12 protein-coding genes are annotated in these 13,219 nt (G+C 73.3%); 5 read left to right on the top strand and 7 right to left on the bottom strand.

Features of this window, described 5'->3' with window-relative positions:
- Positions 1 to 2: 2 nt before the first annotated feature.
- Entirely contained in the window at positions 3 to 671 is a 669-nt protein-coding gene (locus ACZ6AQ_RS16805) for a hypothetical protein (protein ID WP_468760453.1), read from the top strand.
- 110 nt (positions 672 to 781) lie between these two features.
- The gene (locus ACZ6AQ_RS16800; protein WP_432063287.1) at positions 782 to 1,015 is read left to right on the top strand and encodes a DUF397 domain-containing protein; all 234 of its coding nucleotides are present in this window, start codon (positions 782 to 784) and stop codon (positions 1,013 to 1,015) included.
- An 87-nt stretch (positions 1,016 to 1,102) separates the two neighbouring features.
- On the opposite strand, the gene ACZ6AQ_RS16795 is transcribed toward ACZ6AQ_RS16800, so the two are convergent.
- The 7 genes from ACZ6AQ_RS16795 to eccB form a co-directional block, all read right to left on the bottom strand.
- On the bottom strand, positions 1,103 to 1,411 hold the full coding sequence (locus ACZ6AQ_RS16795; protein ID WP_467385303.1) for a WXG100 family type VII secretion target: 309 nt from the start codon (positions 1,409 to 1,411) through the stop codon (positions 1,103 to 1,105).
- Between the two features lie 14 nt (positions 1,412 to 1,425).
- Entirely contained in the window at positions 1,426 to 1,758 is a 333-nt protein-coding gene (locus ACZ6AQ_RS16790) for a hypothetical protein (RefSeq protein ID WP_467385304.1), read from the bottom strand.
- A 31-nt stretch (positions 1,759 to 1,789) separates the two neighbouring features.
- Positions 1,790 to 3,043: a S8 family peptidase gene (locus ACZ6AQ_RS16785; protein WP_468760452.1), complete on the bottom strand. Its 1,254-nt coding sequence runs from the start codon at positions 3,041 to 3,043 to the stop codon at positions 1,790 to 1,792.
- Between the two features lie 12 nt (positions 3,044 to 3,055).
- On the bottom strand, positions 3,056 to 4,441 hold the full coding sequence (locus tag ACZ6AQ_RS16780) for a WXG100 family type VII secretion target (RefSeq protein WP_468760451.1): 1,386 nt from the start codon (positions 4,439 to 4,441) through the stop codon (positions 3,056 to 3,058).
- A 23-nt stretch (positions 4,442 to 4,464) separates the two neighbouring features.
- A complete protein-coding gene (locus ACZ6AQ_RS16775; protein WP_468760450.1) occupies positions 4,465 to 4,923 on the bottom strand; it encodes a hypothetical protein in 459 nt (152 codons plus the stop codon).
- Between the two features lie 87 nt (positions 4,924 to 5,010).
- Positions 5,011 to 6,276, bottom strand: coding sequence for a type VII secretion-associated serine protease mycosin (mycP, locus tag ACZ6AQ_RS16770; protein ID WP_468760449.1), 1,266 nt, complete (start codon positions 6,274 to 6,276; stop codon positions 5,011 to 5,013).
- A gap of 4 nt (positions 6,277 to 6,280) precedes the next feature.
- Entirely contained in the window at positions 6,281 to 7,825 is a 1,545-nt protein-coding gene (gene eccB, locus ACZ6AQ_RS16765; protein ID WP_468760448.1) for a type VII secretion protein EccB, read from the bottom strand.
- 191 nt (positions 7,826 to 8,016) lie between these two features.
- On the opposite strand from eccB, the gene eccE reads away from it, so the two are divergent.
- From eccE to ACZ6AQ_RS16750, 3 genes are all read left to right on the top strand, one after another.
- The gene (eccE, locus tag ACZ6AQ_RS16760) at positions 8,017 to 9,321 is read left to right on the top strand and encodes a type VII secretion protein EccE (RefSeq protein ID WP_468760447.1); all 1,305 of its coding nucleotides are present in this window, start codon (positions 8,017 to 8,019) and stop codon (positions 9,319 to 9,321) included.
- Positions 9,322 to 9,449: 128 nt separating this feature from the next.
- Positions 9,450 to 10,235 carry a hypothetical protein gene (locus ACZ6AQ_RS16755; RefSeq protein WP_468760473.1) on the top strand — a complete coding sequence of 262 codons (786 nt, stop codon included), beginning with the start codon at positions 9,450 to 9,452 and terminating at the stop codon, positions 10,233 to 10,235.
- Between the two features lie 217 nt (positions 10,236 to 10,452).
- Positions 10,453 to 13,116, top strand: a complete 2,664-nt coding sequence (locus tag ACZ6AQ_RS16750; protein ID WP_468760446.1) for an SCO5717 family growth-regulating ATPase — start codon at positions 10,453 to 10,455, stop codon at positions 13,114 to 13,116.
- Positions 13,117 to 13,219 lie beyond the last annotated feature (103 nt).

The following is a 13,219-nucleotide window of genomic DNA, read 5'->3' as shown; positions in this document are numbered from 1 at the left end:
TCATGCGCAGTTCCCGAACCTGGCCGCTCCTCGTCGTCTCCGCCCTCTTCACCGTGGCCTCGTGCAGTGACGGGACTCCGTCACGGGCGGAGCGTCCGGACGACTACGCCTGCGCGGTCTCCGCCGGTTCCCCCGAGGCGAAGTTGCTGTCCCAGGTGATGCGGACGGACTCCTTCACGACCCGGAACGGCTATCGGAGCCCCCGGTTCGTCGAGAAGGCGCAGGACCGCCTGCGCGAGTACGGGGAGGAAGGGAAGACACTCGCCGTCAGGCAGTGTTTCTTTTTCCCGGACGGACGGAGCGGTGACGGCCAGACGACCGTCGAGTACGGGTGGGCTCCCCCCTCCGACGCGCAGAAGGGAACGGACGCGGCCGGCACCCGCCGCTACCGCCTGAACGGGGCGACAGGACGGTCCGGCGACGTCACCACCGATCTCTACGTACGGTGCGAGCTGCCCGGCGAGCTGAAGGAACCGTCGGAGAAGGTCCTCTTCCACGCGGGCGTCTCGTTCACCACGAATCTGGGCACCGTCGAGGATCACGGCACCCAGGACCAGCAGATGTCGTTCGCCTATCTGATGGCGCGCCGAGCCACGGAACTCCTCGGCTGTGAGAACCGGCCGCTGGCGAAGGACCCCGTCGTGAAGCCCTTCACCAGAAACGCCCCCTGACGATCCACGCGAAGCACATCCGGTTCCGTCTGACAGGGCGTCCGCCCGGCGTCCATGATGGAACCGCTACGCCGTTCCGCCTTTTTCACCGCACGAAGGAGCAGAGCCAGATGGGCACCCAGCAGGAGAAGGACGAGCTGTACGCACTCGACATCAGTGGTGTCGAGTGGCAGGGAGCCCCCGGGACGAGCCCCGACGAGGAGCGCGTGGAAATCGCCCACCTGCCCGGTGGCGCCGTCGCGATGCGCTCCTCCCTCGACCACGACACCGTGCTGCGGTACACCAAGGCCGAGTGGGACGCCTTCGTCCTGGGCGCCAGGGACGGGGAGTTCGACCTGCGGTAGGGCGCGCGGGAACGCGGAAGGGGCCCGCTCCCCCCGAGGGAGCGGGCCCCTTCGCGCGTCCTCGGAGGACGGCGGCGCGAACGCGGGTCAGTACGCCTCGGTGAAGAGGCGGGAGGCCTTCACGTCGGTGGCGCGGTAGCTGTCCTTGCCCTGCTCGACGATCCGGGCGACCTTCTCGAGCCGGTCCTTCATGTCCTCGGCGCGCTTCTTGTACTTGCGCTGGAGGATCTCGTACTCGCGGTGCGCGTCACCGTCCCAGGTGTCGGTGACGACCTTGAGTGCGGTGTCCATCTCCTGGATGTCCTTGATGATGTTCTGCGAGACCGTGCGGATGCGGTTCGCCATCTCCTGGACGCTCTCGTACCGGACCCGGGTGCCGGCGCTGTCGGCAGACATTTCGTCCCCTTTTCTTAGAGGTTGTTGAGCGCGGAGCTGTTGTTGGCGGCGGCGAACGCGGCACGGACGTCGTCGTCGTTCGCGTTGCTGAGGTTCTTCGTCTCGCCGACGGCGTTGAGCAGCACGCCCAGCAGACGGCGGATGACATCGTGGTCCTCGTTGAGGGTCGTCTGGGCCTGCTTGAAGCCCACCGCGCCGACACCGGTCCAGCCGGCGCTGCACGTCTCCAGGATGTTGGCGAGCTCGCGCGCCTGCTTGGAGACCGCCTCACCGGTCTCCATGATCTTGTTCTTGGCCTTGACGACCGGATCGTCTGCGAGTCCGAACCCGCCGGCGGGAGTGCTCATTCGTGCTCCTCGGTTGGTGAGATGACCTTGCTCATGCGTCTGTCGACGTTCTCTTGCGTACTGCCACCGTCACGACGACGCCCAGGACGACGGCGACGGCGACGGCACTCACGGCGACGGTCCGGAGCGGGAGACCGCTCTCCTCGGGCCCGGCGGCCGACTCGGTCTTCCCGGGCGTCCCGGGGCCCGTGGCCGGGCTCGTGCCGCTTGCCCCCGTGTCCTCAGGAGAGGGGGAAGTCCGCGATGCGGATGGAGCGGGCGACGTGTTCGCCCGCGCGGCGAGCAGCGGGTGGACGTCCGGGTCGCCCGGATTCCCCTTGCCCTCCAGGAGCACCTGGGCGGGGCGTACGGACCCGTAGCCGATGTACTTGCTGGGGACGGGCCCGTTGTGCCCGGCCGTCTCCAGCATGACCCGGAGGACCTGGTTGGCGGTCCAGTCGGGGTGGGCGGACCAGATGAGGGCGGCGGTGCCGGAGGCGATGGCGGTGGCCTGGCTGGTGCCCCGGGTGGCGCAGTACTTGTTCTTGTCTTCGGTGCAGCGTCCCGGGATCTCCACGCCGGGAGCGCTGAGGGCCAGATGGGAACCGTAGTTGGAGAACTTGGCGGTCTTGCCCCTGGTGTCGAGGGCGCCGACGGCAACGACGCCGGGAATCGCCGCCGGATACTCCCGGTTCTCCGAACCATCGTTACCGGACCCCGCGAAGATCAGGGCGCCTTTCTCACGGGCGTAGTCCACTGCGGCCTGCCACTCGGAGGCCTCCCCCTCATAGGCGGTCCTGCCCATCGAAATGTTGAGGACCCGGGCCCCGTTGTCGACCGCGTACCTGATGCCCCGGCTTGCCAGGACGTCCAGGCCCTCGGAGACGAAGTCGCCGACCTTGACCGGCAGAATCGTGACATCCGGCGCGATCCCCTCGACGCCACCGCCCGTTCCGTTGCCGGCGATGATGAGGGACATGTTGGTACCGTGACGCTCCGTATCCTTAGCGTCCACGCGGCCGGGCCCCCCGCCCCCGTCGTAGAAGTTGCGGCCGGGCAGTACCTTTCCCCGCAGCTCCGACACCGTCGAGTCGACTCCGGTGTCGATCACGGCCACCGTGACGCCCTTGCCCGTGGCCACCTTCCACAGCTCGTCCGCCTTCATCGCGTCCAGGTACCACTGGCGCGACCGCATGTCGTCCGCCTGCGCCGCCGGCGCCGCGACGGTCCACGTCGCGACGACGGCGGTCAGGGCGCCGAGCAGACCGACCGCTCGGCTGCGAACGGCCCGGGTGGGGAAGGGCATCGGGGGAGACTCCTAGTCGATGACGGGCGGGACGATCCGGCGCTGTCCCGAGGTCCACGTCTCCTCGTCCTCGGACAGGTAGTCGGGACGGTTGCGCGTCTCGCGACGCTCTTTCCGGTCCGGGTCGGTGGAGGCCGGGGGACGGACGAGACCCGTGCCGCCGGGGGTGAAGGCGCGCCCGCCCGTGGCGGACGTGGCGGCCGATCCCACGGTTCCGCCCGGCTGGGTCGCCAGTCGGCGGCCCGCCGCACCGGGCGTGCTGCCGGGGGCGCCGCCGAAGCCTCCGGCACCGGGGCCGTGCATGCCCGTGGCCCCGCGGCCGAGCTGGGAGGCGGCGCGTTCCTCACCGATGACCGTGCCCATGGGCATGGACACGCGTCCCGGCCGGCCGGGTCCGGCGTGGCCCGGGACCTGCCGACCGCCGATGATGCCCTCGGCCCGGGGAGCAGGGCCCAGGGGACTGGGACCCGTGAGGCCCGGGGCACGGGTGACGGGGCCCGTCGTGGTCGGGCCCGGAACGACCGGGCGCTCGAACTGCCGGCCGCCCTGATACCCGGTCTGGGGTACGAGGGGCGGAGCGGCGGGCGGGAGCACGGGCCCCGGTCCGTTCGTCGTCGGGGGATGCACGACCGGGGGCTGCGCCGTGGGCCGGGTCGGCACCTCCGGCGTGACGGTCACCGAGTCGAGGTGGGTGTCCACCACCCTGTCCGGCGGCACGGTCGGCGGCAACGAGACCGGTGTCGTCGGCGGGGACAGCGACATGACCCGGTCGGTGCCACCGGTGCCGGGGTCAGCGGGGCGCAGAGACGATGAGGAGCCGGCCGGGGCGGAGCCCGCACCCGTACCCGAGGACGTACCGGGACCGGTTCCGCCCCCGACTCCGTACTCGTGCTCGCCCTCACCTCGTCCTGTCGTGGTGAGCGGCTTGAACTCCGGCTGCCGCTCCGTCGCGAGCCGTTCCCGCGTCGCGTCGTAGTACGACGACAGGCGCTGGAGCTGCTGGATCGCCTCCTGAAGCTTCGGGCCCTTCTCGGCCTCGATGCGGGCCTTCTCCTTCTCCGGGTCCGCGAAGCACATGCCCGCCGGCTTCGGCACGGCGGCCTTCGCCTCGGTGAGGGCCTGGCCGGCGCGCTTCATCTCCTCGGAGACGACCTTGGTGAAGTCGCCGAGGACCAGGGTCTCGGAGACCATGCCCGCGCCCCACTTGCGAAACGCGTCGCCGCCCTCGCCCTCCCACTCCACGCGGCTGATGTAGTGCCGCAGATCGGTGGCGATGGCGAGGATCTTGGGTACCGCGGCCGCGAGGGCGGTCCCGCTGCTCGACAGCTCCTCGGGCCTGGCCGACGCGATCATCGCGTACAGGGCGTCCAGGGACTTCCCCTCGAACTCTCCCGACATCGTGTGTTCCTCCCCCGTCGGCGTCAGCTGAATCCGCCGGTGTCTGCGGTGCCGTGCGTCGGTGTGACCGGCTGCCCGGGCGTGGGCGCGCCCCGGCCTCCGGTGCCGTGGTGCTCGTTGGTGCCCGTCTCGACGGACTTCTGGATCGCGGCGAAGCGCTGCCGCTCCTCCTCGTCCACGCCCGAGTACCCCTTGTCGGCGATCCGGGCGCGGATGCCCATCGCCTCGATCGTCTCGCCGAAGATCCTCGTCAGCTCTTCGAGCCGCGTGCGCACCTTGTCGTACGCCCCGTGCAGCTCGGTTGCGGCGGCGAAGCCCGTGCCGTACGCGTCCGGCGTGATCCTCTGTTCGCCGATCTTCGTGTGTTCGGCGGGCGAGCTCTTCAGCTCGTCGAGCAGTTTCTGCATGCGCGTCTGGAACGTCTGGAGGGTCATCTCTCCGACTTCCAGATCCTTCTTGCCGTGCCCGTCCGGTCCTGCCACGTCACATCCCCCGTCCCGCAAGAACAACGGTCACTCTAGCCACTCGGTACGACAGTTCCAACTGCAAAGCCCTGTCCGGAGAACCGTTCACGGGCGTGCCCCCTTCCGGCGGCGGCCGTCACGGATCACGGTGGCGGTTCCGGCGACCACGGCCACCAGGACGGCTCCGATTCCCAACGCGTAGGTGGCGAGCCGTTCGGAGCGCTCCTGGGGCGTCTCCGACAGGGCCAGGCGGGCCGGCTCGGGGGCCGGCGGCCTGGGCGGGCCGGGGTCGGGCGTGGGCGAGGACGGTGGTGTGCCGGGGAGGTCGGCGAGGGCCCGTACGGGATCCACCACGCCCCAACCGACGTGATTGTCGCGCCCGTTGACGGAGCGGACGGCGGTCTGCTCGATGCGGGCGACGATCTGGGCCGGGGTCCACTTCGGGTACTTGGCGCGGAGCAGGGCGGCGACGCCCGCTACGTACGGGGCGGAGAAGCTGGTGCCGTTGTCGACGCACTGGCCGTCGCCGGGGACGGTGGAGACGATGTCGACGCCGGGGGCGGCGACGTCCACGAAGGTCCCGGACTGGGAGAAGGCGGCGCGCTCGTTGTTGCGGTCCGAGGAGGCGACGGCGAGGACGCCGGGGAAGGCGGCCGGGTAGGTGTTCCCGAGGGCGCCGTCCACGCCGTCGTTGCCCGCGGAGGCGACGACGACGACACCCTTGGATATCGCGTTCGCCACGGCCCTGGCCAGGGCGGATTTCGGGGAGAGGGCCTGGGTGGTGTCCTGCGAGATGTTGATGACGTGGGCGTTCTTCGCGACGGCCCAGTCGATGGCCCGGGCCATCGTGTCGGTCTTGCCGTTGTTCTTCTCGTCGTTCTGCCGGATCGGGATGATCGTCGCCTCGGGGGCGAGGCCGACGAAGCCGGTGCCCTCGCGGGGGCGGGCGGCGATGATGCCCGCGACCTTGGTGCCGTGACCGACCTCGTCGACCGTGCCGTCCGTCCTGCCGCGCCTCTCGTCGCCGGGGCCCGGATTCTTCTTGTCGGGTTCGAGGTAGTCCTTGCCCGCCCCGGCGTCGACGGCGGTGCGCAGCTGCGGGTTGACGTCGTCGACCCCGGTGTCGATGACGGCGACCCGGACGCCCTTGCCCCTGGTGTCCTGCCACAGTTCGTCGAGGAGGACCCGCTGGAGCGGCCAGGGGGTTCCCCGGATCTGCTCCTTCATGGGGAAGGCGCACTCGCCGCCGCCGTCGAGGACCGGCGCCTCCCGGGGCGTCGCGGCGGTCGCCGCGGGGACCGGGAGGAGGAGGGCGAGGGTGCCGGCGGTGAGCAGGGCCGCCGTGCGGTGCGTGGTCGTCACCGGCGCCATCCCCTCAGGAACCCTGCGGCCGGCGCGCGCTGTTGGTGTCCAGGCGCGGGCCCTTCGAAAGGAACTCGGACCACTCGATCGGCACCAGGACCGGGGTGACCTTCTCGTAGCCGAGACGCTTCTGGGCGTCGCTGGGTTCCGGGCGTCCGTCGCTGCGCGGTTGCTTCCCCGCGCCGATCTCGGAGCGGCCGGAGTCGCTGTCGCCGTTGGCCTGGACGGCGTACCGCAGGCCGGTGTCGGTGACGAGGAAGAGGGAGCCGTCGGGCGTCTTCTGCCGGCCCTGGATCTGGGTGTAGAGGAGGCCGGTGCCGGGCGTGACGTACGTGCTGGTGCCCCCGGCGGTGATGTCGGCGGGATAGTCGCGGCCGGCCCAGGTGGTGAGGGTGGTCCCGCCCTTCTCGTCGACGTGGGTGAGGACGCTGCAGACGGTGTCGCGGGCACCGGGGCCGGAGACGGCGTTGACCCGGGTGGACTTCAGCCGGGGCCAGCGCGCGCCGTCGTGGAAGGGGGTGGGGTCCGGGTCGACGGAGGAGGCGTCGACGGCGGTGGCCCTGCCGTCCATGTCGAGGACGCCGGTCTGCGGGGAGTTGATGAGGAGCCAGGCGGTGAAGGGGGTGACGGGCCGGACCTTCCCGGCGAGTACGACGTAGTGCTGGGGGCCGGAGCCGGTCTGGGCGAGGAGGACCATGCCGATGCGGTTCTCGGTCCCGGTGAGGGTGTCGCCGGGGATGCCGGCGGGGGCCCCGACGCGTCCGTCGATGCGCGGGAAGTCGATCTGGTCGCCGGTCTTCAGGGTGGCGAGCCAGTCGTCGGTGACGGGCTGTGGCTCCTTGCCGAGGCCGACGAGGGCGGTCAGGAGGCCGGTGGAGCCGGCCTTCACGGGGTACTTGGTGCCGGTGTGGTCGACGAGGAACCGGGCGTTCCCCTTCTCGCCCCTGACGTAGAGGACCTGTCCGTCCCCGAGCCGGCCGGGGCCCTCGGTCCGCCCGAGGTCGCGCTCGGCGAAGAGGAAGGTCGCCTTCTGGACCCCGGCGCCCTTGCCGCCGCCGGGCTGTTCGCAGACGGCCCAGCGCTTGGGCCTGCCCGCGTCGTCCGCCGCGGGCAGCCGGTCGGGGGCGTAGGGGATGCCGAGGATCGGGCCGCGCGGCGGCTTGCCCTCGTCGAGCTTTCCGTCCTCGACCTGGACGACCTGGAACTTGTCGGGGTCGAGCAGGAGCCGGGCGGAGGTGAGGTTGAGGACGGGGTGGAGCAGGGTCTTCCGGTCCTTGCCCCTGCCGGTCTCCAGGACGACGTACCGGGTCGTCGACTGCTTGCCGACGATCACGCGGGTGCCGGGGTCGTCCCAGCCCTTGGGGGCGGTGGGCTTGAACATGCCCCAGGCGCCGAACCCGGCGACGGCCAACGCGGCGACGACCAGCCCGGGGAGGACCGCGCGCAGCGGCTTCGGCGCCCCTTCCTCCGTGCCGGAGGGAGAGGGCTGGAGGAATGCCGCCACCGTGCGCTTCTTCGCAAAGGTGTACGCGTTGAGCTCGTCCCGTCGCGATGCCATGAGTCCCCATTCTCGTCAGGCGCGGTCTCCTCGCGGGGCGGCCGGAGCGGTGGCACCCGGGCCTCGGCCGTCGGACCGACCCCCTACTATGCCCGCTGCCCCGTGGGGTTCGTGGGGCGGGTAGGGTGATCCGGCCGCCAAAGCCCTGGCAGGCCAGGGTCATCGGGACGAATTGAGGGGGATTCTCCATCATGGCTTCCGCGACGCGGAGGCGGCCCGCAGCGGCCGCCGCCTCCGCTCCCCCGCCCGCGGGACCCGGCACCTCGGTCTCGCCGAGACTCCGGGCCCGCCCCGGTCATTTCGGTTCGTTCCGATTGCAACAGCTCGTACTGATCGAGGTGGCGGCGGCCCTGCTGCTCGTCGCCTGGGCCGTGGAACCGGTCCTGCTGGCACCGGCGGGCGTGGTGGCCGCCGTGCTCGTCCTGCTGGCCGTGGTGCGCCGGCGCCGTCGTTCCCTGCCCGAGTGGCTCGGCAGCTTCCTCGCGCTGCGCGCCCGGACGCGCCGGGCCGCGTCGTTCACGGTGCCCGAGGGCACCGAGCCGGGCTTCGCGCCGATCATGGAGTGCGACCCGGCGCTGCGGACCCTCGCGTACGGCGACCGTGACCGGCGTCCGGTCGGCATGGTCGGGGACGGCACCTTCCTGACCGCGGTCCTGCGGGTGGACGCGGAGGGCACGGCGCTGCGGCCGGACCGGGCGGCGCGGCCGCTGCCGGTCGGGATCGTCCGGGACGCGCTCAGCGTGGACGGCATCCGGCTGGAATCGGCGCAGATCGTCCAGCACACGCAGCCGGCCCCCGCGCCGCACCTGCCCGCGCAGTCGATGGCGGTGCGCAACTACGGCCCGCTCCAGGCGCGAACGGGTTCGCCCGCGGTGCGGATCACCTGGATCGCGCTCAAGCTCGACCCCGAACTCTGCCCGGAGGCGGTCGCCGCGCGCGGCGGCGGCATGACGGGCGCGCAGAAGTGCCTGGTGCGCGCGGCCGACCAGCTGGCGAGCCGGCTCGCGGGTGCCGGGTTCCGGGCGAGCGTGCTGACCGAGCAGGAGCTCACCTCGGCGCTCGCCACGTCCAGCTGCGCGAGCCCGATGGCGATCGCGCAGGCGGGCCGGGGCCGGCCGCAGGAGCGGCGGGCCCGGGAGACCACCCGCACCTGGCGGGTGGACGACCGCCTGCACACGACGTACTGGGTGGGGCGCTGGCCCCGGCTGGGCGGCCGGAACGGCGGCGCGGGCGCGTCGATGCCGCAGCTGGTGGCCCTGCTGACCTCGCTGCCCGCGCTCGCGACGACGTTCAGCCTGACGCTGAGCGGCGGGGACCGGCAGGAGGTGACGGTGACCGGACACGTACGGATCACCGGGCGCAGCGACGAGGAACTGGTGGCCGCGCGGCACGAACTGGAGCGCGCGGCGCGCGGGGTGAGGACGGGGCTCGTGCGACTGGACCGGGAACAGGTGCCCGGCGTCCTGGCGACGCTTCCGCTGGGGGGTGCGCGCTGATGTCCACCGCCGCCCCGCACGAACCGCACGGCTTCCCCGGCCCCGGTGCACAGCCGGGCGCGGGGACTCCCGGACTCACCGGCACGCCCGGCGTTCCCGGTGTCGATGGCGCCTCCGGTGCCCATGGCGTGCGGCCGGCCACCGGTACGTACGGCGGACGGACGGACGCTCCCGCCGCCGCGCCCCTCCCCCGGCCCGCCGGACGGGGCGGACGGCCCCGGTTCGGCTTCGGGCTCGTCGGACCGCGCCGCGACCGGCACTCCGTGTCCGTGGAGCAACTCGACGCGCTGGCCCTCCCGGTGGGCGACGACGGCGTGGTCGTGGGGGTCGACGCCGAGGGCCGCCCCGCCGTGCTCGGCATCAACCGCCCCGTCCCGTACGACGTCACCCTCATCGGCGGCCTGTGGACCGCGCAGGTCCTGGCGCTGCGGGCCGCCGCGACGGGCGCCCGGGTGGCGGTCGAGACCGGCCGCGCGCAGGCGTGGACGGCGCTGGCCCGGGCCGCGGGCGGCGGGCAGCCCTGCATCACGCTGCACGACGTGGGCCGGGTGCCGCCGCAGGGCGCGTCGGCGGGCAGTCCGGTGGTCGTGGTGCGCGACTGCGGCATGCGACCGCCGCGCGGCCGCGTCGTGTCGACGCCCTGGCAGTCGGTGGTGACGCTGCTCCCCTATCTCAGCCCGGTCGCGCCCCGCCTCCTGGAGAAGTCCTCCCTGGCCGGGGTCCAGCGGGTGTCTCCGGACGAGGCGGTCCGGATCGGCCGCATCATGAACCTGCCGCGCCACGCGTACGAGGCGCTGTCCACGCTCGCGGACGGGGTCACCCTTTGGTGCACCCCGGACGACCGCCGGTTCGTGATGACGCAGGCGACGGACGCCGAGACCGGATTGTTGGGCGGCGCGCGCCGCATGGACTGAGCGGCACGAAGTCGCTCGCGTACGTCCCTTTTTGCATCGTTTTGAACGGTAGGGGTTCTCACTCTGCGGCGTGGTCGGGTCACTTGGGGACCGGACCGGGCCCCGGAGGCGGGCGGGACGGACCTGCCGGGCCCGCCCGGAGGTGGCCCGCGCCGATTAGGCTGGAAGGGCCCCGCCCACGACGGCACAAGGGTGCTCGACCACACCAGGAGGCAAAGTGAACGGCGATCGTGACGAGATCCACGGGGGTTGGAATCCGCCCGCCGACGATCAGTCCGACGCGGATCCCGCCGAGACGACGGGTGAGTTCACCATCGACTACACCCCGCCCGCCTGGTACACGCAGAACGCGCCGGACGGTACGGGGGCGGGCGGCGCCGCTCTCCCGCCGCCGAGCGGAGCACCGGTCCCTGTGCCGGGCCCCCCGGCGGACAGCGGTGACGAGCCCTCCTGGAGCCCCGCGCCGCCGGCGACGGCGTCCCCGGCTCCGGGCGGCTCCGCGCCGAAGGACCCCACCGCGCCGAACGGCTCGCTGCCCGACGGCTCCGCGACCGACGGTCCGGCGCCGGACGGCTCCCCCACCGGGGGCGGAAACGGGGACGTGGAGAGCGGTGCCACCATGCGCTTCTCTCCCGCCGCGCTCCGGCACGAGGTCGCGGAGCGGGCCACCGGGTCCCCGGCGGGCGGCGCCGAGGTGCCGGACGCGGGCCCGGACGCCGCTCCGGCCCCGGTCGGGGACGACCGCGCCCCGGCGGGTTCCGGCGTGCCCTCCCCCGGGGCACCGGAAGAGGCCGGAGACGCCGAGCCGTCCGTGACGGACGGCGGCGAGCCGGGCGACGCCTCCGACGTCACCACGCCCCCGGAGGACCGGACCGCCCGGGCCGGTACGGAGACCACGGCGGAGGCGGGGGCGGAGACCGCGGCGCCCCCGGCCGCCGACGCGCCCCGGAGCCCCGGCGCCTTCCCGGCCTCCGGCGGTCCCGCCGCTCCCGGTGCCTTCCCGCCCGCCGCGCCGCAGCCCGGGGCCGCGCCCGGACTCCCTCCCCTGCCGCCGTCGTTCCAGCCCGCGGCACCGGCGGCCCAGCAGTGGCCCGCCCCGCCGGCTCCCGGCGCCCAGCCGGTGCCCCCGCCCGCCGCCTGGCCGTCGCCCGCGTCCGCACCGGCCGCGCCCGGCCCCGTGCCCCCGCAGCCCCAGGAACCGGCCGGATACGGCTACCCCCAGGCTCCGCAGACTCCGCAGCCCCCGGCCCCCGCCCCGCACCCCGGCTACGGCTTCCCGCACCCCGGCACGCCCCCGCAGCCGGCCGGTTACGGCTACCCGCAGCCCGGCGGCGTGCCGCCGCAGGCCGGGGAAACGGGCGACTACGGGCTTCCCCGGCCCGGCGCCGTCCCCCCGCCGCCTCCCCAGCCGCAGCCGCACTCCCCGCACGACGCGCAGCCGCCCGTCGATCCCCGGACCGGGGCGGCCTGGCCCTCGCCGGTGACACACGACCAGCGCGAGCGTTCGGTGCCGGGGGCTCCGCTCGGGTACACCGCCGCCGTCGAGCTCTCCTCCGACCGGCTGCTGCGGAACAACAAGCAGAAGCCCAAGTCCAGCCGGAACCCCGGCGCCGCCTCCCGTTTCAAGCTCGGCGGCAAGAAGGAGGAGGCGGAGCGGCAGCGGAAGCTGGACCTGATCCGGACGCCGGTCCTCTCCTGCTACCGGATCGCGGTCATCTCGCTCAAGGGCGGCGTCGGCAAGACCACGACGACGACCGCGCTCGGCGCGACCCTGGCGACGGAGCGGCAGGACAAGATCCTGGCGATCGACGCGAACCCGGACGCCGGCACCCTCGGCCGCCGGGTGCGGCGCGAGACCGGGGCGACCATCCGCGACCTGGTGCAGGCGATCCCGTACCTCAACTCGTACATGGACATCCGCCGGTTCACCTCGCAGGCGCCCTCGGGCCTGGAGATCCTCGCCAACGACGTGGACCCGGCCGTCTCGACGACCTTCAACGACGAGGACTACCGGCGGGCGATCGACGTCCTGGGCAAGCAGTACCCGATCATCCTCACCGACTCGGGCACGGGTCTGCTCTACAGCGCCATGCGCGGGGTCCTCGACCTGGCCGACCAGCTCATCATCATCTCCACGCCCTCCGTGGACGGCGCCTCCAGCGCGTCGACCACCCTGGACTGGCTCTCCGCGCACGGCTACGCCGATCTGGTCCAGCGCTCCCTCACCGTCATCTCGGGGGTCCGCGAGACCGGCAAGATGATCAAGGTCGAGGACATCGTGCAGCACTTCCAGACCCGTTGCCGGGGGGTCGTGGTCGTGCCCTTCGACGAGCACCTGGCGGCCGGCGCCGAGGTGGACCTCGACATGATGCGGCCGAAGACCCGCGAGGCGTACTTCCACCTGTCGGCGCTGGTGGCCGAGGACTTCGTCCGGGCGCAGCAGGCGCAGGGCCTGTGGACCGGTGACGGCCGGGGGGCGCCGCCCCCGCACATGGCGCCGCCGATGCCGGGCCCGCGAGGACCGGTCCCGCCGGCGCCGGGCCCGTTCACCCCCGGACAGCCCGCCCCCGGTCAGCCCTACGCCCCCCGGCCCGGCATGCCCCCCGCGCCGCAGGCGCATCCGGCGCCGGGGCAGCCGATACCCGAGCAGCCGATGCCCGGTCAGCCGATACCCGAGCAGCCGCCGTACGGCCGGCCGACACCGGACCAGGGCCCCGGACCGATGCCCGGTCCGTTCCCTCCCGGTCAGCCCCAGCCGTCCCGGCCCGGCCCGCCGGACGCGCCCCCGGCCTGGCACCAGCCGGTCCCGGCGCAGGAATCTCCCGAGCGGTGGCCCGGGCAGCCGCTGCCTCCGCAGGCGCCGCCGGCCTCTCATCAGTAGGGCGTCACAGGAGTAGACCAATGAGGCCCCGTACCGGTCCCCCGGTACGGGGCCTCTTGGCGTTCCCGCAGTCCACAAGGGGTTTGAGCCATCGTTGACGACG

The sequence above is a fragment of the Streptomyces sp. NPDC041191 genome, from assembly GCF_055591945.1.
This window is presented reverse-complemented; position numbering and strand designations above follow the sequence as displayed.

Coding starts and splice junctions, on each gene's coding strand:
- ACZ6AQ_RS16805 (WP_468760453.1), top strand. CDS start 3: ATGCGCAGTTCCCGAACCTGGCCGCTCCTCGTCGTCTCCGCCCTCTTC.
- ACZ6AQ_RS16800 (WP_432063287.1), top strand. CDS start 782: ATGGGCACCCAGCAGGAGAAGGACGAGCTGTACGCACTCGACATCAGT.
- ACZ6AQ_RS16795 (WP_467385303.1), bottom strand. CDS start 1,411: ATGTCTGCCGACAGCGCCGGCACCCGGGTCCGGTACGAGAGCGTCCAG.
- ACZ6AQ_RS16790 (WP_467385304.1), bottom strand. CDS start 1,758: ATGAGCACTCCCGCCGGCGGGTTCGGACTCGCAGACGATCCGGTCGTC.
- ACZ6AQ_RS16785 (WP_468760452.1), bottom strand. CDS start 3,043: ATGCCCTTCCCCACCCGGGCCGTTCGCAGCCGAGCGGTCGGTCTGCTC.
- ACZ6AQ_RS16780 (WP_468760451.1), bottom strand. CDS start 4,441: ATGTCGGGAGAGTTCGAGGGGAAGTCCCTGGACGCCCTGTACGCGATG.
- mycP (WP_468760449.1), bottom strand. CDS start 6,276: ATGGCGCCGGTGACGACCACGCACCGCACGGCGGCCCTGCTCACCGCC.
- eccB (WP_468760448.1), bottom strand. CDS start 7,825: ATGGCATCGCGACGGGACGAGCTCAACGCGTACACCTTTGCGAAGAAG.
- eccE (WP_468760447.1), top strand. CDS start 8,017: ATGGCTTCCGCGACGCGGAGGCGGCCCGCAGCGGCCGCCGCCTCCGCT.